The 19,217-nt window shown below is 65.3% G+C and carries 12 protein-coding genes; 6 read left to right on the top strand and 6 right to left on the bottom strand.

Annotation, left to right across the window (positions count from 1 at the left end; genetic code table 11):
- The first annotated feature begins 88 nt into the window (after positions 1-88).
- The 3 genes from AB5Y70_RS07725 to AB5Y70_RS07715 all read left to right on the top strand — a co-directional run bounded on the left by AB5Y70_RS07725 (position 89) and on the right by AB5Y70_RS07715 (position 3,815).
- Positions 89-1,693 (top strand): ABC transporter substrate-binding protein, encoded by a 1,605-nt coding sequence (locus AB5Y70_RS07725; protein WP_049635947.1) that lies wholly within the window; start codon positions 89-91, stop codon positions 1,691-1,693.
- A 110-nt stretch (positions 1,694-1,803) separates the two neighbouring features.
- Entirely contained in the window at positions 1,804-2,103 is a 300-nt protein-coding gene (locus AB5Y70_RS07720; RefSeq protein ID WP_049635948.1) for a hypothetical protein, read from the top strand.
- 152 nt (positions 2,104-2,255) lie between these two features.
- On the top strand, positions 2,256-3,815 hold the full coding sequence (locus AB5Y70_RS07715; protein WP_042864414.1) for a PAS domain-containing methyl-accepting chemotaxis protein: 1,560 nt from the start codon (positions 2,256-2,258) through the stop codon (positions 3,813-3,815).
- 96 nt (positions 3,816-3,911) lie between these two features.
- Here the strand turns inward: AB5Y70_RS07715 and AB5Y70_RS07710 are convergent, their stop codons facing one another.
- Both AB5Y70_RS07710 and tpx read right to left on the bottom strand, forming a co-directional pair.
- Positions 3,912-5,132: a DEAD/DEAH box helicase gene (locus AB5Y70_RS07710; RefSeq protein ID WP_043155843.1), complete on the bottom strand. Its 1,221-nt coding sequence runs from the start codon at positions 5,130-5,132 to the stop codon at positions 3,912-3,914.
- 146 nt (positions 5,133-5,278) lie between these two features.
- A complete protein-coding gene (gene tpx / locus AB5Y70_RS07705) occupies positions 5,279-5,779 on the bottom strand; it encodes a thiol peroxidase (RefSeq protein ID WP_010672853.1) in 501 nt (166 codons plus the stop codon).
- A gap of 254 nt (positions 5,780-6,033) precedes the next feature.
- Here tpx and AB5Y70_RS07700 point away from each other — a divergent pair, with 254 nt between their 5' ends.
- Positions 6,034-8,457 (top strand): zinc/cadmium/mercury/lead-transporting ATPase, encoded by a 2,424-nt coding sequence (locus AB5Y70_RS07700; protein WP_223954840.1) that lies wholly within the window; start codon positions 6,034-6,036, stop codon positions 8,455-8,457.
- A 193-nt stretch (positions 8,458-8,650) separates the two neighbouring features.
- Here AB5Y70_RS07700 and pulA read toward each other — a convergent pair whose 3' ends face one another.
- A complete protein-coding gene (gene pulA, locus AB5Y70_RS07695; RefSeq protein WP_102949200.1) occupies positions 8,651-12,703 on the bottom strand; it encodes a pullulanase-type alpha-1,6-glucosidase in 4,053 nt (1,350 codons plus the stop codon).
- A gap of 261 nt (positions 12,704-12,964) precedes the next feature.
- On the opposite strand from pulA, the gene AB5Y70_RS07690 reads away from it, so the two are divergent.
- The gene (locus tag AB5Y70_RS07690) at positions 12,965-13,366 is read left to right on the top strand and encodes a hypothetical protein (protein WP_102949199.1); all 402 of its coding nucleotides are present in this window, start codon (positions 12,965-12,967) and stop codon (positions 13,364-13,366) included.
- 15 nt (positions 13,367-13,381) lie between these two features.
- Here AB5Y70_RS07690 and dmeF read toward each other — a convergent pair whose 3' ends face one another.
- Positions 13,382-14,305, bottom strand: coding sequence for a CDF family Co(II)/Ni(II) efflux transporter DmeF (gene dmeF / locus AB5Y70_RS07685; RefSeq protein ID WP_102949198.1), 924 nt, complete (start codon positions 14,303-14,305; stop codon positions 13,382-13,384).
- Between the two features lie 71 nt (positions 14,306-14,376).
- Here dmeF and AB5Y70_RS07680 point away from each other — a divergent pair, with 71 nt between their 5' ends.
- Complete coding sequence (locus AB5Y70_RS07680; protein ID WP_041210999.1) at positions 14,377-14,652, top strand: metal/formaldehyde-sensitive transcriptional repressor; 276 nt, start codon at positions 14,377-14,379, stop codon at positions 14,650-14,652.
- A 28-nt stretch (positions 14,653-14,680) separates the two neighbouring features.
- On the opposite strand, the gene bcsC is transcribed toward AB5Y70_RS07680, so the two are convergent.
- A complete protein-coding gene (gene bcsC / locus AB5Y70_RS07675) occupies positions 14,681-18,121 on the bottom strand; it encodes a cellulose synthase complex outer membrane protein BcsC (protein WP_102949197.1) in 3,441 nt (1,146 codons plus the stop codon).
- A complete protein-coding gene (bcsZ, locus tag AB5Y70_RS07670; protein ID WP_223920450.1) occupies positions 18,106-19,215 on the bottom strand; it encodes a cellulose synthase complex periplasmic endoglucanase BcsZ in 1,110 nt (369 codons plus the stop codon). The genes bcsC and bcsZ overlap by 16 nt, the downstream gene beginning before the upstream one ends.
- Positions 19,216-19,217 lie beyond the last annotated feature (2 nt).

Raw genomic sequence — 19,217 nt, 5'->3', positions numbered from 1 at the left:
AGCAAAGGGGATATCATGATTTCCCATCTGCCGGCGATGCATTCTCGCCGAGTTTTCTCCCCGCTTCACACATTTTGAAGGATTCACCATGAAAGGATGGAGCCCCCTGCTGGCCCTGCTGGGCTGTGCCTGCGTCCAGGCCGCCGATGTGCCGCCCGGTACCCCACTCGCCGCTGAACAGGCCGTCGTCCGTCATCTCAAGGATGAACCGGCGAGCCTGAGCCCTCTCAAGCTGGTGGGATTGCCGGAGCTGCAGGTCCTCAGAGACCTTTACGAGGGGCTGCTGACCCAGGGGCCGGACGGCAAGGTGCTGCCCGGGGTGGCCGCGAGCTGGGACAACGAGGGGAACCAGACATTCACCTTCCACCTGAGGCCGGATGCCCGCTGGTCCAACGGCGACCCCGTGCGCGCCGCCGACTTCGTCTATGGCTGGCGCAAGCTGGTTGACCCCAGGGAAGCCGCCACTTTCGCCTGGTTCGCCCAGCTCGCTCGCTTCGACAAGGTGGACGACATAGTGGCAGGCAAGCTGGCCCCCGATGCGCTCGGGGTGGAGGCCGTCGATGACCATACCCTGAAGGTGACCCTCTCCCAGCCGGTGCCCTATTTCCTGAGCCTGCTGACCCATCCCAGCCTGTCGCCCCTGCACCAGGCCAGCATGGAACAATATGGCAACCAGTGGACCCAGCCCGGCAAGCTGGTGGGCAACGGCGCCTTCGTGTTGAGTCACCGGGTGGTGAACGAGAAACTGGAGCTGACGCCCAATCCCTACTACTGGGATCGCGCCCACACGGTGCTGACCCGCGTCACCTTCGTGCCCATCAACCAGGAGAGCGCGGCCACACACCGCTATCTGGCCGGGGATCTGCACATCACCGAATCCTTCCCCAAGGAGCAGTACCAGAGCCTGATGGCCCAGATCCCGGGGGAGGTCTATACCCCGGAACAGCTCGGCACCTACTACTACGCCTTCAACACCCAGCGCCCGCCCCTCAATGATGTTCGGGTTCGCCAGGCGCTCTCCTACACCATCGACAGGGGCCTGATTGCCGACAAGGTGCTGGGCACCGGAGAGAAACCGGCCTACCACTTCACCCCGGACGTGACCGCCGGCTTCGACCCCAAGCCCAATCTGCTCTCCACCAGCAGTCAGCAGGCGCTGGACGAGCGTGCCAGATCCCTGCTGAAAGAAGCGGGCTACGGCCCAAGCAATCCCCTCAGGCTGACCCTGCTCTACAACACGGCGGAAATTCACAAGAAGATGGCGCTGGCCATCGCCAACCTGTGGAAACAGAAGCTGGGGGCCCGGGTCGAGCTCACCAACCAGGAGTGGAAAACCTATCTCGACAGCCGTCAAAGTGGCCAGTTCGAGGTGATCCGCTCCTCCTGGGTCGCCGATTACAACGACCCCTCCGCCTTCCTCGGGCTCTGGGGATCGGGCCACAGCGGCAACATGGCCCGGTTCGCCAACCCGGCTTACGACAAGCTGCTGGCGCAGGCGGCCAACAGTCAGGAGCCCACAGAGCGGGCCCGCCTGTTCGATGAGGCCGAGGCCATCTTGCAGAAGGAGGCCCCCATCGCCCCCATCTACCAGTACACCAATGCCCGGCTCATCAAGCCCTGGCTCAAGGGGTATCCCATCAACAACCCGGAAGACGTGGCCTACAGCCGTCAGCTCTACCTCGTCAAACACTGAGTCCGGGGAGGGGTCGGGACATCTGACCCCTCCTGACACTGTTCCTGTTCAAGTTCCCGGCATAAAATGCCGCCTCTTTTCATTCATCAACCCCGTGATCCGATCCTGCCATGCGTGCTCTGCTCCTGATTGCCCTGTTTGTTGCCCTTCCCGCCAAGGCCGCCGATGAAACCGAATGCCGCCAGGCCTTCCTCGAATGGATGTTGAGCCAGCAGAAGCAGTTCAGCGACCGCAAGGCCAGCAAGATGGATCGGCGCAATGCCGAACGAGCCATCGATCAGGCCCGGGATGCCTTCGCCAAGCAGGAGAGTTTCTGCCAGGCCATGGCCTGGGTCGCCAGCGCAGAAGACAATGACCCCCGCTTCAAACCGAGGACGGGGGAGATCCACGACTTCACTCCCCGCGGCTGAGCCCGCCATCTACGACTTTTTTCAGCCTTTCCCGTGTTGATTTATTGACCCAAGCCAAGGTGGTGTAACAGTCCGCATCTACAATGACGCCGTAACAATCACAAATATAAAAAATAACTTTATCAGTTACTTGGCTCATTCAGGATGCGCACATGACCACAACCCGGCACGAAGGGGAGATCCGTTTCCCCGATCACATCTCACTGATCTCGACCACGGATCCCGCCAGTCACATCACTTATGCCAACCAGCACTTTTGCGATGTGGCGGGCTACAGCGCGACCGAAATGGAAGGGGAGCCCCACAATCTGGTCCGCCACCCCGACATGCCCAAGGCCGCGTTCGCCGACATGTGGCGCCGCCTGCAACAAGGAAAGAGCTGGATGGGGCTGGTAAAGAACCGCGCCAAGAGTGGTCAGTTCTACTGGGTCAACGCCTACGTCACGCCGATTCTCAACGATCAGCAGCAGATCATCGAATACCAGTCTGTCCGCACCCGTCCCCAGGATCACGACATCGCCTGGGCAGAGCAGCTCTATGCCCGGATCCGTGACGGCAAGGCACTGCCCTGGCTAACCCGGCTGACCCTGGAGCCGGGGCAGCTGTGTCTGCTGCTCTCTGGCACCGCCCTGCTCGGCATGGGGGCCAGTCTGGTCACCGGCCAGCCGGGGTGGGGCGTCATCACCCTGCTCTGCTTGCTGGCCCAGATGGGGCATGGCTGGCATCTGCAACGGCGGCTGGCCAGACTGCTGGCCATGGCGGGCGAGGAGCAGGGCAGCGCCCTTTGCCAGGTACTCTATGCCAGGCGTCAGGACAGCCTGGCCGCCCTTGAACTGCTGCTGCGCATGAAGAAGGCGGAGCTGCGCGCCGTGGTGGGTCGCAGCGCGGACACCAACCAACAGATCCTGCAGGCGGCGGAGGATGACAGGGGGCATATCCAGACCATAGACACCCACCTGCAACAGCAGCGGGCCCAGAGCGAGCAACTGGCGGCGGCCATCACCCAGATGAGCCAGTCCATCCGCGATGTGGCTGACAATGCCCACCAGGCCAATGCGCTGGTGGGCGAGGTCCAGCAGGTGTCCGCCAGTGGTCAGCAGGCGCTGGCCACCACCCGGGATTCGGTCGACAGGCTTCATCAGGAGCTGGACGCCAGCCAGGGCGTGCTGGCGCGCCTGACCCAGGACAGCCAGAAGATCAACGGCATTCTGGAGGTGATCGGGCAGATTGCGGATCAGACCAACCTGCTCTCCCTCAATGCGGCCATCGAGGCGGCACGGGCCGGTGAACAGGGGCGCGGCTTTGCGGTGGTGGCCGACGAGATACGGGCCCTGGCCCAGAAGACCCGCAGTTCCACCGGCGAGATAAGCGACATGATAGGGGCGCTGCAACAGAGCACCCGGCAACTGTCCGATGGCATGGAGCAGGGGGCCCAGACATCAGTGCTCTGCCAGCAGCACATGGGGGCCACCGCCGAGGTGCTCGACCAGATCAACCGGATGCTGGCCCGGGTGACCCACACCAGCGACGAGATAGCCCAGGCGGTGAGCCAGCAGGCGGATGTCACCAGCACCCTGGATCAGGGGATCCACCAGATCCACCAACTGGCGAGCCACACCGCGGACAACAGCCGTCAAGCCCTCGATGGCATCACCCTGCTGGTGGAGCGGTTGCAAAACCTCTCCCGCCTGATCAACCAGTTCCACGACTGACCCCCTTGCCGTGTAGTTTGGCGCGCCCCCGGGCGCGCTGCCGATCTCTCCTCTCCTTCACGACGACAGGCTCCCGCCGGGGGCAAGAAGTCCGTCTCAGGATTTGCCCTTGAACTGCTTGATGCTGCGCTTGCCCTGGGTGCGACGGTTCGCCTGCTTGTCTCTTGGCGCCCGTTTGCTCTCCCCGCTGGCGGGTTTGTCGGTCACCGGGAAACCTGCCAGCGCCGCCAGGGGCAGGGGCCGACCGGTCAGGGCCCGGATCCCCTCGAGCGCCTCCCCATCACCGTGGCAGGTAAGGGAGATGGCCAGACCGCTCTGCCCGGCACGGGCGGTACGACCGATACGATGCACGTAGACGGGCGCATGCTCCGGCAGATCCAGATTGATCACCACCGGCAATGCCTCCACGTGGATGCCGCGCGCCATCAGATCCGTGGCCACCAGCACCCGCACCCTGCCCTCCTTGAAATCCGCCAGCGCCTGCTCCCGCGTGGCCTGATCCTTGTTTCCGTGCAGGGCTGCCACCGTCATGCCAGCCCTGGCGAGTTTCTTGGCCACCCCGTCCGCGTCGTCCCTGGCACTGATGAAGACCAGCACCTGGGGCCACTCTCCGGCCTCCAGCAGGGCGATCAGCGCAGGCACCTTGCTGCTCCTGTTGACCAGATAGAGCCGCTCCTCGATGTCGTTCACCAGGCTGTTGAGCAGCTCGGCCTCGATGCGCACCGGATCCTGCAGCAGGCCCGAGGCCAGGCTCTCCAGCTCGACCGGCAAGGTGGCGGAGAAGAGCATCTGCTGCCGCGCCTCCGGCATCGCCTTCATCAGCCACTGGATGTCGGGCCAGAACCCCATCTCCAGCAGGCGATCCGCTTCATCCAGCACCAGCATGCGCAGGGCACCCAGCCCCAGCGTCTGCTGGGCCAGCAAGTCCCGCAACCGTCCGGGGGTCGCCACCAGCAGTTGGGGGCCGAGAGCCAGTTCCCGCTCCTGCCACTCCTGGGCCACCCCGCCACACAGGGTCAGAAGGCGCACCCCCAACCCGTCGGCAATCTCCTGCAGGGCGGCGCTCACCTGGCTTGCCAGCTCCCGGGTGGGGACCAGTACCAATCCCTGTACCCGGTCGCTGGCTGCGTCCAGCCTCTGCAGCAACGGCAGGCCGAATGCCAGGGTCTTGCCACTGCCGGTCCTGGCCAGGGCAAGCAGATCCCGTCCTGACAAGGCAGCAGGAATGGCTAGCTGCTGAATGGGGGTCGGTTTTTCCAGCGCTGCGGGCAGCAGGGGCAACAGGGCTGGGTCAAGGGCGAGTTCGTCAAACGTCATGGGGATCGCAGATACAGGCTGAACGAGGATGTGGAGGCGAAGTCTAGCCAGACCCACCCCATAAGTAAAAGGTTCGGGAGCGCAATAAAAACGGCCTGCCCCGTGTGAACGGGGCAGGCCGTCAGGCAATCAGCCTGTGGCGCGACTTACAGAACGGCCAGGGCGGCGGCGTAGTTCGGCTCGTCGGCGACTTCGGCCACCAGCTCGCTGTGCAGCACCTTGTCGTGCTCATCCAGTACCACGATGGCACGGGCAGCCAGACCCACCAGCGGGCCGGAGGAGAAGGCCACGCCGTAGTCCTGCAGGAAGGAGACGCCACGCAGGGTGGAGAGGTTCACCACCTTGTCCAGACCCTCGGCGCCGCAGAAACGGGCCTGGGCGAACGGCAGGTCGGCGGAGATGCACAGCACGACGGTGTTGTTCAGGGCGCTTGCCTGCTCGTTGAACTTGCGCACGGAAGTGGCGCAGGTCGGGGTGTCGACGCTCGGGAAGATGTTCAGGATCTTGCGCTTGCCGGCGAAGGTCGCCAGGGTCGCATCGGACAGATCGCCAGCAACCAGGGAGAAGGGCTTGGCCTGCTCACCGGCAACGGGGAAGTGGCCGGAGACGGAGACGGGGTTGCCTTGCAGGGTGACGGTATTGCTCATGTTAGGTCCTTGATGATTGATGTGGGATCCAGGGTCCCCAGTATAGGCCCGCCACGGGATGACAAACACCCGCTAATGAAAGGGATTTGGCATCCCTTTGCATCCCTCCTGCTCCAGAGGCAGATCAGCGGCCACTGACATGGACCCGGACAAAGAGGAGAAGAGGGCTTGACCTTGGACTTTACACCAAGGTTTACACTCGGCGCAGTCATCCAGGATCCCGCAGGGGCGGGATCCCTCAAGAGGAACGCATCATGAGCAAATCCTGCTGCAGCCATCAACACGCCGCCGCCCCCATCAAGGCCGTCAGCAAGGCCGCCACCCCAGAGGCCGGGCACAGCCACACCAGCCACTGCTGCGACAACGGGGCACAGGCCAGTGGTGTCGCCAACCCGACCCGCCACGATCATCAGGGGCAAAGTGGCGCAGACGGCCCGGGTGATGAAGAGCCCCCCAGAGGCGCTTGCGCCACCGACACAGCCCACGACCACGACCACGATCATCATGAGCAGGGGCACGCCCACACGGCCGCCGCGACCGAGCCGCCGCTGACGCCCCCCGAGCAGAACAGCCGCCGCCATAGCTGGCAGGTGCTGGGCATGGATTGTCCCAGCTGTGCCCGCAAGATAGAGACCGCCGTCAGCCGGGTGGAGGGCGTACAGCAGGCTCGGGTGCTGTTCGCCACCGAGAAGCTGGTGGTGGATCTGGCCCCCGGCCTCTCCCCCGACCCCGTTACCGCCGCCGTGCTGGCCGCCGGCTTCCAGCTCAAAGGGGGAGCTCAGAACACGGCTCGCAGCGAACCGGGCCGCAGCCCGCTGATGCAGAGGGTCAGTAACCTGCTCGGCAAATACTGGCAGCCCCTGTCGCTGGCCGGCCTGATGGGGGTGGCGGCCCTGCTGCCGGCCCAGCTAGGTCAGCCGCTCTTTACCCTGGCCACCCTCTGGGGACTGTGGCCCATCTCCCGCAAGGCGTGGGCACTGACCAGAAGCGGCTCTCCCTTCGCCATCGAGACCCTGATGACGGTCGCCGCCGTGGGGGCCCTGTTCCTCGGTGAAACCGCCGAAGCGGCCATGGTGCTGCTGCTGTTCATGCTGGGCGAACATCTGGAGGCCTACGCTGCTGGCCGCGCCCGCGCCGGGGTCACCGCCCTGATGGCGCTGGTGCCCGACAAGGCGCTGCGCATCCGCACCACTGCCGAGGGCGAGGTGCGCGAAGAGGTCGCTGCCGACCAGCTGCGCCCCGGCGACATCATCGAAATCGCCCCGGGTGCCCGCCTGGCCGCCGATGCCCGCCTGCTCGACCCCCTCGGCGCCTTTGACGAGAGCGCCCTGACCGGCGAATCCATCCCGGTGGAGCGCCGCCGGGGTGACAAGGTCCCCGCCGGCAGTCTGGCGGCGGATCGGGTGCTGCGCCTCGAGGTGGTGTCCGAACCCGGCAACAACGCCATCGACCGCATCCTGCATCTCATCGAGGAGGCCGAGACCCAGCGCGCCCCCATCGAGCGCTTCATCGACCGCTTCAGTCGCTGGTATACCCCGGCCATGATGCTGGTCGCCCTGCTGGTGGTGCTGGTACCGCCGCTCGCCTTCGGCCAGAGCTGGGACGAGTGGGTCTATCGCGGGCTGGCGCTGCTGCTGATCGGTTGCCCCTGCGCCCTGGTCATCTCCACCCCGGCGGCGGTCACCTCGGCGCTGGCGGCAGCCACCCGGCAGGGGGCTCTCATCAAGGGGGGCGCCGCCCTGGAGCGCCTCGCCCACATCGATACCCTGGCCTTTGACAAGACCGGCACCCTGACCCTGGGCAAGCCGCAGCTGACCGAACTGGTGAGCCTCAATGGCCAGCCTGAGGCCGACCTGCTGGCACTGGCGGCCGCCATCGAACAGGGCTCCCACCACCCGCTGGCCCGCGCCGTGGTGACGGCGGCAGGGAAGCGGGGTCTTGCCCTGGCGGCGGCCCAGGATCTGCGCGCCCTGCCCGGCATGGGGGTAGAGGGTCGCATCGACGGAGTCCTCTGGCAGCTGCTGGCACCGAGCCGGGTCGCCACCCTGGATGCGGCGATGCTGGCCCGGGTCGCCACCCTGGAGCAGCAAGGCAAGACAGTGGTGGTGCTCGGTCAGCCCAACGCCGCCCCGGCCGCCCTGCTGGCCCTGCGCGACCAGATCCGGCCGGAGGCGGCTGCGGCGCTGCAAGAGCTGAGCGAGCTTGGTCTCAAGAGCATCATGCTGACCGGTGACAACCCCCGCGCCGCCGAGGCGATCGCCGGCGAGCTCGGCATGGGCTGGCGCGCCGGCCTGCTGCCGGAGGGCAAGGTCGATGAGATCGCCAAGCTCGGCCTCAACCAGAAAGTCGCGATGATCGGCGACGGCATCAACGACGCCCCGGCCATGAAGCGGGCCAGCATCGGCATCGCCATGGGAGGTGGCACCGACGTGGCGCTGGAGACCGCCGATGCGGCGCTGACCCACAACCAGCTCGGCGGGGTCGCCGCCATGATCCGGCTCTCCCGCGCGGCGCTGGCCAACATCCACCAGAACATCGCGCTGGCGCTGGGGCTCAAGGCCATCTTCCTGGTCACCAGCCTGCTCGGCATCACCGGCCTGTGGATTGCGGTGCTGGCCGACACCGGCGCCACCGCCCTGGTCACCGCCAACGCCCTGCGCCTGCTGCGAAAACGCTAGGCCGACCGTTAACGGTACAACCAACAGCCGCCCCAACGGGGCGGCTTTTTTATTGCCTCGCCCACAGCAAAGAAAAAGCGCGGCTGCCGGTCGGCAGTCGCGCTTTGCTTACTCTCTCGGTGTTATCCCGCCCTTGGCGAGGCGGAATTCAACCCGGGGCTGCCGAGCCAACCCCGGGCTCGATGGGAAAGACTTACTTGGCGCTGCACTCCTGGATGATGACGCTGCCCACCTCGCCGGAAGTCTGAGTCGGGTCAACCTTCACCAGGAAGCTCCACAGACCCTGTTCCAGCGTGATGCTGTTGTTGCCCATGCCACCGTCGCCGTGCTGGAGCGGGTAAACCTGCTCGGGCTCCAGTGCGATCAGGGTGCCACCGGCATCCTTCACGAAGAACTGCTTGCTCCAGTTGACATCGTCGTTGGCAAACTTGAAGTCAAAGCTGCCCGCGTAGTTGAAGGCGGCCTGGTAGATGGCGAGGTTGCCTTCCATCCCCTTGTAGCTCAGCTGGTAGGCCGGCTGGGCGTTCCAGTCGCTCAGACTGCCGCGCACATAGAGCGGGAAGCCGAGCGGATTGCCCGCGACGGTATCCAGCACCTTGCAGCTCTGCGCCGGTTCGGTGTAGCTGACACTCAGGGTGGGCTTGTCCTTGTTCATGGCGGTGAAGACAAACTTGTAGGTGCCAGCCTTCTCCACGTTGAACGGCAGATCCCCGCCATTGGCACAGAGCGTATTGACCTGGCCGGTCGCAAGCTGGTCGGTATCGCTGCACTTGCCGTAATTGACGGGGCCGCTCCACTCGTTGCCAGCGATCTTCACCTGGGTCGACCCCAGCTGATCCGTCGTCACCTCGGTGGTGAACTCATAGGTGAAGTTGCCACTGAAGTTCATCTTGTTGACCGGATCCCACTGATTCAGGAAACCGCGCACGAACACCTCGGTGTCACCAAAGGGAGGCAAGGTGCTCAGATCCGTCTTCTTGCTCACCGGCAGCCCCGCGCCCTGGGCACCGCTCTGCGGCTTGACGAACACCGCCGCCGACCAGGCGCCAAGGGTCAGCTGACCGCTGTCATTGGCCGCCCCGCTCGCGATGCTGTCGGAGTCACGGTGGGCACCGCTCAGGACCATGCCGGTCAGATCGATGGGCTGATCCTTGCCGTCACGGAAATCGCCGATGCTCTGGGGCTGATTGGTGGCGTTGATCATCACCACCAGGCCGTCGATGGCCGGATCCAGATCCGCACCGGCGCCCACCCCGTCATCCACACTCATCACGATGAGACCCGGGATCTGCTCAGGGCCGGTGTTGCGGAAGTCGACCCGCTTGATCACCTCGGCGCCGCTGCCAAGACGCAGCAGACGAGAGGATTGACGCAGTTCGGAGAGCTCCTGGTAGAAGTTCACCATCTGATGCATCTCGGCCGAACCCGGCTTGGCGTGCTGGCCAAGCACCTGCTCGATCAGCTCGTAGTTGGCCTCGTCCTTGTCCTTGCGCGGCAAGCCCTTGTCGAAGTTGTTGTCGCCAAGGGTGTAATCGACCCGGTTGTACCAGTCACCGGAGTCGTAGCTGTCCCGCTCCATGGACTTGGAGCGTAGCAGTTCGACACCCGCGTGGGTGAAGGGAATGCCCTGACCCAGCATGGCAGTCGCCAGAGAGACCCCCTGCATCCGCACCAGGTCGGCCCCGGCGGGTGCCTTGTACACCAGGTTGTCGAACAGGGTCTGGTTGTCGTGCTTGTCGACATAGTTCTGGATTTCGGTCGGATCCTGGGCATAGCCCGCCGGTTGACCGTTGTAGTCGATGTCGGAGCCTTTCTTCGGAATGCCGTCCTTGTCGGTCAGCACGAACTCCTTGAGGTTGCCCGCCATGCCGAGGCGCACCAGATCGGACTGATGCAGAGCGGTGGCGAGATCGACGCCGTCCAGCTCGTTGGCATCCACCAGGGCACCGTTGCCAAAGCCCTGGGTCTTGCGAATGGCTTCGCCGCCGTCGAACGGGCTGCCCCCGCGCACCGCATCACGCAGCCGGTCGGAGAAGGAGCCGATGCCGGTACCGGCCAGATGCTTCTGGGTCGCCTGCACGAAGCGCTTGTCATCCTGTACCTCGCCGAAGTTCCACCCCTCGCCGTAGAAATACATGTCCGGATTGACCTTCTTCACCTCGGCCAGGGCCTGCACCATCTGATCTTTCGGGTGATGGCCCATGAGGTCGAAGCGGAAGGCATCGATCTTGTAGTCCCGTGCCCAGGTGACCAGAGAGTCATCCATCAGCTTGGCGAACATGGCGTGTTCCGGCGCCGTGTTGGAGCAGCAGGTGGAGTTTTCCACCGAACCGGTCTCCGGATTGAGGCGCTGGTAGTACCAGGGCACAATCTTGTCGAGCACGGATTTGGAACCGAGACCCGCTTCGTTGGTGTGGTTGTAGACCACGTCCATCACCACGTTCATGCCGATGTTCTGCTTGATGGCCTGCACCATCTCGCGGAACTCCTTGATCCGGGTCGTCCCCTCCGCATTGGTGGCGTAGGAGCCTTCCGGAGTGGTGTAGTGGTAGGGGTCATAGCCCCAGTTGAAGGAGTCCACCCCGCGCAGATAGCCGTACAGCTCCTGCACCACGGGGTTCTCCTTGCTGTCGCTGGCTTGCAGATCACCGAGCACGGCTTCGATGGTCTCGCCGCCACCACAGTGGCTGGCAAACCTGGAGTTCTTGACCTCGGGATTGACCTCGCACAGCTTGCTGAAGTCATCGCCGATGTTGGCCACCTTGGCCGGATCCTCGTTGACGGTGGCGATGTCGAACACCGGCAGCAGGTGCAGGTGGCTGACGCCGCTCTTGGCCAGGGATTTCAGGTGGGTGACGGGCACGCTGTCGCTGTCGGTCAGCCCGAGGAACTTGCCGCGGTGCTCCACCGGCGTCGACTCGTCGTTGCCGGTCAGATCCCGGACGTGGGCCTCATAGATGGTGATGTCGGCGGGGTTCTTCTGGCTGTGGGGCGCCTTCAGGCTGTCCCAGCCTTCCGGCTTGAGGGCCGGATCGTCGAGATCCACCACCTGGCTGAACTCGGAGTTCATCGCCAGGCTCAGGGAGTAGGGGTCGGTCACCTGATAGGATTCCAGCTTGCGGCTGACCGGGTGATAGACCTGGATATCGTAGCGGTAGTATTTGCCGACAAGATCGCTGCCCCCCTGCACGCTCCAGCTGCCGCTGGCCTCGTCCAGGGTCATGGCGCGCTCGCCAAGCGACTTGTGCTGCTCGTCGAACAGCGCCAGCTTGACCGACTTGGCGGTCGGCGCCCAGAGCCGGAAGGTGACATTGCCCCCCTCCACCACGGCGCCGTAGGCCAGCTTGGTGGCCGCTTCGCTGTAAAGGGCATCGAGGGCACCGGCACTCTGCACCAGGGTCGCCCCCTGCAGGATGCCGTCCGTATCGGTCCCGATGGCGACCAGCTCACCCTTGAGCAGGGGCTTGAGATCTTTCCCCGCAGGCAGGGCGAAGGCGGCGGCATCCTTGAGGTGCGGGTATTTGGCCTGCTGCTCTTCGGTCAGGCTGGTCGGAGTCAGCTTGAGGTAGGGGAAATCGAATACACCCTCGCTGTTTGCGGTGATGGTGCCTGACTCTGTGTAGTAGAGGCGCACATAGGGCTTGTCCTTGCCCCCTTGCCAAATCAGGGTGTTGTCGTCGATGAGGTGGGCACTGGCCCCCGCCACGCCGAAAGCGGCGGTGAAGGCTTCCGCCCGGCTGCCGAAGATCTCGTTCTTGCCGGCGACGATGGCCACGGTGCGATCCGGGTGATCGCTGAAGACCACCTTCATGTCGCTGCCGGTCAGGTTCGCGAGATCGCCGTTGCGGGCGATGAAGTTGATGCAGCCTTCCATCTTGGAGAGCGGTACGACCCAGGCCGGACCAAAACTGTCCGCCGCGGACGGCGTCTTGCTCTTGTCATCCCAACCGGTGTTGAGGCCGCCCTCCGAGGTCGAGTTGCAGGCGTCGTTGTTCCACAGGTGCAGGCTGTGGCTGGCGAACGGGCCGGTGACACCGCGCGCCGCGCTGGTCTGGGTATCCACCAGGGCGATGACCGCTTCGTCGGGGCCGGCCGTCAGCAGTTCGGCCGGGGGCTGGACGTTGGGAAGACGAGCGACGGGCTCATCCTGAGGGGCAGGAGCAGAAGAACTGTTGTCGTTACAGCCTGACAAAAGCGCGAGCAGTGAGGCTGTTACCAGCGCCACTTTGGTCTTTTTCATATCCATTTTTTTATAATTCCCGCTGTAGTTAGTCTCGATATCCGAGTACCCGGTCATTGCCGAGCGGTGTCATATTAATCAGCGGGAATTGCCGTAAATGTGAGCGGATGGGCAAAAAAAACCAATCCGCATCAACAAGATAACGTTTTCATAACGAAAACTCGATCGCGCTCACAGACCTGGCACCGCTTTCGGCCCATACCAGCGGAAAGAGGGGAGCGAGTGACGAAATCAATGTCCAATCAAATGGATAGAGGGGGCTGGGTGATGAAACGGATTGAGGAGCAGGCCAGGCGGCTGGACCAGGAGTATCAGGGCATTGCCCAGTTGTTCGATCAGTTCTGCCAGCAGGCCGGCGTGCTCGCCGAACGCTATCACTTCTTCAACTGGCCGGATTATGAAGAGAGCCCGCCCCTCGCCCGCGCCTTCACCCTGCTGGGGGAAACACGGGAGCTGCGGCTGCGCTGTCAACCCGGCGAGGGAGGTTCCCTGAACGGCCTCCTCCAGGTGTGTGGCGAGGAAGGCAAGGTCCACGCCAGCCTGGGCTTTCGTGCCGACGGCCACCTGCTGCTGGAGCCGGGCCGCCTGCTCGACGACCCGCCGGGACTGCTGCTGAGGCTGATGCTGGGCTCCCTCTGGCAGGAGCAGGGGAGCGAGCCTCCCCGCTGACACCCGCCAGGGGCGTCAGTCGGCAGACACTTCGATGGTCAGGTGCACCAGCTCCTCATGGATGGCAAGGCGCTCACGGATCGCCTGTGCCGGGACCGGGGTCGCCATCTGCAACGACATCGCGGCGGCATACTGCATCTGCCCCACCCGCCAGACGTGCAGATCGCGGATCTCGGCGCCAGGCAGCTCGGCGATCACCTCGCGGATCTCGTCCACCAGGGGCGCATCCATCTCCGCATCCAGCAAGACGCGCCCGGTATCACGCAGCAGCCCCCTGGCCCACACCGCCACCAGCACGGCCCCGGCGATGCCCATCAGGGGATCCAGCCAGTCCGCCCCCCACAACATGCCTCCCACCAGCGCCAGAATCGCCAGCACCGAGGTGGCCGCGTCCGCCAGCACGTGGAGGTAGGCGGCGCGCAGGTTGAGATCCTGATGGCCGTGGTGGTGATCGTGCGAGTGGTCGTGATGACCGTGATGGTGGTCGTGATCGTCCCTGAGCAGCCAGGCACAGGCCAGATTCACCAGCAGGCCCAGCAGGGCAATGCCGATCGCCTGCTGATAATGGATGGGGCTGGGGTCCAGCAACCTGGCCACCGACTCGAACAGCATCAACCCCGCCACCCCCACCAGCAGCAGGGCGCTGCTGAAGCCCCCCAGCACCTCTATCTTCCAGGTACCGAAGCTGAACCTGTGATCCCGCGCGAAGTGGCGGGCTGCGCGATAGGCCAGCACCGAGAGGCCGAGGGCCAGGGCATGGGAGCTCATGTGCCAACCGTCGGCCAGCAGCGCCATGGAGTTGTAGAACCAGCCGCCACCGATCTCCGCCACCATCATGACGACGGTGAGCAGCACGGCCCAGCGGGTCTTCTGTTCGGCCAGGGGATTCCCTTCGTGGACGACGGGGTGGTGGCAGTGGGATGAGGCGAGGGATGGCATGGATTTCTCCTGAAAACGAGGATGCTATATACTATACCCCAGTATAGTTTTATTGATCGAGAGGATCCTGCATGTCACACACGGTTCACGACAAGAAGAAGCTGCTGGCACGGGTCAGGCGCATCAAGGGGCAGACCGGTGCCCTGGAGATCGCCCTGGAACAGGAAACAGACTGCGCCGCCATCCTGCAGCAGATCGCCGCCATCCGCGGCGCCGTCAACGGCCTGATGCTGGAGGTGCTGGAGGGGCACATGCGCGAGCATCTTGGCGCCGAGGAGGCGACCCATGCCGAGCGGCTGGACGATCTGGATCAGGTGGTGAGGGTACTGCGTTCCTATCTGAAATAAGGGCGCCCGGTGATGACGGGCGCCTCTGTCAGTCGAAGTCCGCGTAGGGGGTGAGAGGCCTTGGCGGCATGTCGAGATCCCCTTGCCAGGGCTTGAAGGTGTAGCGCAGGAACAGGGTGACATGGCTGGGGGCATAGTCATCCGCCTGCTGGATGTCCACCCGGCCACCGATGCGCCAGTGCTCCGTCAGCCTGTGTTCCACCACGCCATTCAGGGTGTAGCCGAATCCACTGCTGCTGCCCCCTTTCACAGGCGCATTTCTGTCTGGCAAACCGCTTGGCAACAGGCCTTCCAGCGGGTAGCGGCGACTGTCGTCGGTACGGGCGTAGGACCAGGAGCCCGATCCGCCCAGCTCCCACGACCAGTCCGAGGTACGCTGCCGGTAGCTCACCGGCACCGAGAGTGAGAAGTACCCCTGCGGGCTGTAATAACCCCCCTGCCCCAGGGTATAGCCCCCCAGATCCTGCTGGTAGTGCCACAGCATGGTGCTGAGCCCCACGCTGGCACGGCGATGGGTCTCGTTGACGAACTTGTAATAGCCCCCTCCCATGAGCCGGGTGCGCCAGTTGTCGGGCACGTTCTTGCCAGTCAGCAGGTGCTGCTGGGCGCTGCCCCAGAACCCGACGGCCCCTCCCAGATCCCGGCTGAGATCGAGGCGGACCCCGTTCGCCCGCACCCCGCCCCAGCTGATGCCCGTGCCCGGATCCACCGTTCCCCCATAGGAGAGCAGCGAGCTGCTGACGGGCCGACGCGAGAGGGTCATTCCCCACCCCAGCGTGTGCCAGTCACCGGTCAAGGTGGCACCACCAACCCAGTCCACCACCTCGAAACCGAGGGGCGTGGTCCCCAAATCGAACGCCCAGGCCCCCCGCTGCCAGCCTGCCGCCAGGGTGGTCCCCCGGCTCTGCTGGTGCGCGGCCCCGCGGCAGTCCCTGGCCGCACAGGTACCGAACTGCGCCCGGTAAGGGGAGTCCGGCAGATCTCCGGCATCCATGTCGACCAGTTCAAGGCGGCCGAAGGCGGTACCACCGGCCAGCGGCGTATCCAGTTGCGCCATCTGGGTCAGCGCCCGCAGATCCGAGTAGCCCCCGGTACCGCTGGAGCCCCAGTAATCGCTGTCGAGGGAGAAGGTGGTCTGGCTCTGCCGGTAGTGCCTGTCGAGATCGCTGCGCAGGCCGGATGCCAGCCACCCCTCCCCATCCTGACTGCGTGCCAGCCGGGTCAGCTCGCCCCCCTCCAGATCCTCGCGGGGGGCCAGACCTGCGGCCACCAGCCCCTTGCGATCCCGCACCAGAGCCCCTTCCACATCATGCTCGGCAACGCGCTGGCGGGCGGCATCGCGCCAGAACAGCGCCGTCTGCTGGGAGGCCGGTTGCATCGCCACCAGGGGTTCGTAGTCGGTGAAGATGGCGCGGGCTGTCTCGCCCTCTCCCAGCGCCTGATAGAGATTGGCTACCCGGCGGTAGTAGTTGGCCCCCTCCGGGGGCAGCGGGCTGACCGGCCAGGCGGGCAGCCAGTGACGGGCCTTTGCCAGATCGCCCCTGGCCCTGGCCAGTTCGGCCATGCCGAGCCTGGCCTCGGGCTGTTGCGGCGTGCGGGCAAGCACCTCCTGATAGCGCTGCTCCGCCAGTGCATAGGCCCCCCGATCCGTGGCCCACTCCGCCAGCATCAGGCTTACCTCTTCATCCGGCTGCAACGGCTGAAGCAGGCGTTCGGCCCCCTCATCATCCCCGGCCTCGTGACTCGCCCTCGCCCTAGCGAGCACCTCGCCGCGGGCGAGGCGCCGATCCAGCGCATCCATGTCCTGTGTCCAGCCGGACCTAGGGATGGCGGCCAGCACCCCTCTCGCCTCCACCGTCTTGTCCTGCCCCGAGAGATAGAGGGCGGTGGCGTAGCGCAGGGTGGCATCCTGCGGGTGCGCCGCCAGCCGTTCCCGCAAGAGCTGCTCCCCGCTCCCGGCTTCCCCGAGGCGGGCCCGGGTATCGGCCACTCGATAGGCCAGCCACACCTCTTCCGGGGTCAGCGCGAGTGCCTGCTCGCGAAGGCGCAGCGCCGCCGCCACCTTGCCGGCCCGATCGAGCTGATCGGCCTCCTCCTGCAACAGCCCGGCCTTGAGCCGCCGCCCTTCGGCCTGCATCCCGGGGGTGCCCTGCTGCTCCAGCAGGGCCAGGGCACGCGCCGGATCCTGCTCCTTGTAGAGATCGAACAGGCGGGCCAGTGCCCGCTCCCGCGCGCTCCCCATGGCGAGCGCCTTGCGGTAGGCAGACTCCGCGTCGGCATCGCGATGGCGGCCACGCTCGCTGTCTCCGAGCCCCAGCCAGGCTTCGGGCTCACGCCCATCCTGGGCGATGGCACGGCGATACAGGGTCGCCGCCTCATCCCACTGCTCCCGTTCCAGGGCGCTGCGCCCCTGGCTCACCAGCAGCCAGTAGCGGTTGGTGGCCAGCAGGCTGCGCCATTTGTCCTTGTCGGTCACCTCGGGGTGTGCCAGCACCCGTTCAAACTGGGCGATGGCCAGCGCTCGCTGATCGTTGCGGGAGTAGGCCTGCCCCAGGGCCCCCATGAGTTCGGGATCCCCCGGGTTGGCAGCCAGGGCACGCTGCAAGCGGGAGATGGAGGCACCACCTCCCGCCGTGCTTGCGAGCGCCGACTGGCGTGCGCGATAGGCAGGCGAGGCCCACTTCTCCTCCTGGGTAGCGAGCAGCTGTTCCGCCTTGGTGGTATCCCCTTCGCCAAAGAGCACCATGTACTCCTGCAAGGCAGCGATGCTCCCGGGACCGATGGGCAGGGATTCGATGTCCGCGAGCCAGATCTCGGCGGCCTCGTCCCGCTGATAGGGATCTCGCGCCATCTCGCGCAACAGGTTCTGCGCCCCCTGGCGTCGACCGTCCGCCAGATAGAGGCGAGCCAGCCCGCCCCGCACTCTGGGCTCACCCGGATATTGCCGGTTGAGTGCCTCCAGGGCTGCCAGCCCCTTCGCCTTCATGGCCGGGATCCGTGTCTGCAACAGGGCATAATCCACCGCCACGTCGAGATTGGGGGGCAAATCACCGGAGAACAGGGAGCGATAGAGACGCTCGGCCTCCTCCAGCCTGCCGGCGCTGGTCAGCAGCCTGGCTTGTTGCAGTTGCTGGCGCCTGGCCGGTTCGTTCAGGGCCAGGTTGGCCATGCCCTGACGATAGAGCGCAGAGTCGGGGTCTTGCTTGCCAAGGCGGGCAAGCAGTGCCCCGGCCTCCTTGACCTTGCCCTGGCGCAGGGCCTGACGGGCCTGGGCTGCCAGCAGCTCCGGATGATCGGGCTCCACCAGGGAGAGGGAATAGAGGCTGTTGCTGACGAGATCTTCCCGCCCACGGGCCTCGCCAATCCTGACCTGCTCCAGCAGCCAGGCCACCGGCTGTACCATCCCTTGCGCCAGGGCTCCGCTCATCAGGCAGGCGAGCAGGCACCCCAGGGTCACTCTGCCTGACATGACTCGCTCCAATCCGGCTGCAGGGTACCGTCGGCGGCAAAGCGATAACGCCCCTGATCCCAGCCTGCGCCGAACAGGGTCAGCACGCTGCCGTAGTAGGCATTCGCATCCAGCCCGTGATCGGAGACCTGCTTGCGCAAGGTGACCTGCGCCGGCAAGCCCCGTGACAGGGGCAGAAGGGCGGCGGCAAAGCCGCTCGGCCCCTTGCCCTGAACCTGACCACTTTGGCTGGAGACCCGCTCGGGAAGATGACCCGATTCGGTCAGCTGCGCCAGCATGGGGGCAAAATGGGCCACCAGGGAAGCCCTGACGGGATCCTCCTCGCTCAACATGCCGAGCCAGAGATAGACGCGGATGGCGTCATAGCCACCGGTGTCGCCCTTGTCCGCCGTCACCTGCCATCCCTTGTCGGCCTGCCAGTCCACCCAGTCCGGGGCAAAGCCACGGGGCGCACTCTCCTGCAACAGCTTGGGCAAGAGGGCCCGCATCTCCCCCCAGGGCCCCTGGAAGGAGGCGAATCTGGCCAGCAGTTGTGGAGGCAGATAGCTGGGATTGAGGGTCCAGCGTCCCTCCCCCTCATAGCCTTTCGCCCCGGGCAGCAACACGGGGCCGAGACCCGGCAGCGTGGCGACCTCCTCCCGGGCGATACGCCGCAGCAACAGGGTGCCGAGGGCAGAGTAGCTGTGGTTGTCCCACAGGCGACCCGCCTCCAGCAGGCTGTAGGCTATCCAGAGATCCGAATCGGACGCGTTGTTTGCATCCAGCACACCCCAGTTGCCGTCCTGCTGCCTGCCCCAGAGCCAGGATGGCAGGAAGCCGGTCAGATCCCCGCGGGCGAGCTGCCGCTCCGTCCAGTCGAGCAGGCGGGCAAAGGTCTCCCTGTCATCGTTGACCAGGGCGAAGAAGAGGCCATAGCTCTGGCCTTCCGAGGTGGTGATGCGGCGCCCGTCGGCAGGGTCGATGACCCTGCCCTCTTCGCTGATGTAGTGCTGGCGAAAGTGATCCCACTCCGGCCAGTGGCAGACGGCCTGCGCCGGGAGGGAACAAAGGGCCCAGAGGAGCAGGGCACCACAGACATTTTTCATCTGAGTCATCT

It is taken from the genome of Aeromonas sp. s1(2024), assembly GCF_040908005.1.
GTDB classification, from domain to species: Bacteria; Pseudomonadota; Gammaproteobacteria; order Enterobacterales; family Aeromonadaceae; genus Aeromonas; species Aeromonas caviae.
The sequence above is the reverse complement of the archived record's forward strand: the minus strand, read 5'-3'. Positions and strand labels throughout refer to the sequence as shown.

Coding starts and splice junctions, on each gene's coding strand:
- AB5Y70_RS07725 (WP_049635947.1), top strand. CDS start 89: ATGAAAGGATGGAGCCCCCTGCTGGCCCTGCTGGGCTGTGCCTGCGTC.
- AB5Y70_RS07720 (WP_049635948.1), top strand. CDS start 1,804: ATGCGTGCTCTGCTCCTGATTGCCCTGTTTGTTGCCCTTCCCGCCAAG.
- AB5Y70_RS07715 (WP_042864414.1), top strand. CDS start 2,256: ATGACCACAACCCGGCACGAAGGGGAGATCCGTTTCCCCGATCACATC.
- AB5Y70_RS07710 (WP_043155843.1), bottom strand. CDS start 5,132: ATGACGTTTGACGAACTCGCCCTTGACCCAGCCCTGTTGCCCCTGCTG.
- tpx (WP_010672853.1), bottom strand. CDS start 5,779: ATGAGCAATACCGTCACCCTGCAAGGCAACCCCGTCTCCGTCTCCGGC.
- AB5Y70_RS07700 (WP_223954840.1), top strand. CDS start 6,034: ATGAGCAAATCCTGCTGCAGCCATCAACACGCCGCCGCCCCCATCAAG.
- pulA (WP_102949200.1), bottom strand. CDS start 12,703: ATGGATATGAAAAAGACCAAAGTGGCGCTGGTAACAGCCTCACTGCTC.
- AB5Y70_RS07690 (WP_102949199.1), top strand. CDS start 12,965: ATGAAACGGATTGAGGAGCAGGCCAGGCGGCTGGACCAGGAGTATCAG.
- dmeF (WP_102949198.1), bottom strand. CDS start 14,305: ATGCCATCCCTCGCCTCATCCCACTGCCACCACCCCGTCGTCCACGAA.
- AB5Y70_RS07680 (WP_041210999.1), top strand. CDS start 14,377: ATGTCACACACGGTTCACGACAAGAAGAAGCTGCTGGCACGGGTCAGG.
- bcsC (WP_102949197.1), bottom strand. CDS start 18,121: ATGTCAGGCAGAGTGACCCTGGGGTGCCTGCTCGCCTGCCTGATGAGC.
- bcsZ (WP_223920450.1), bottom strand. CDS start 19,215: ATGACTCAGATGAAAAATGTCTGTGGTGCCCTGCTCCTCTGGGCCCTT.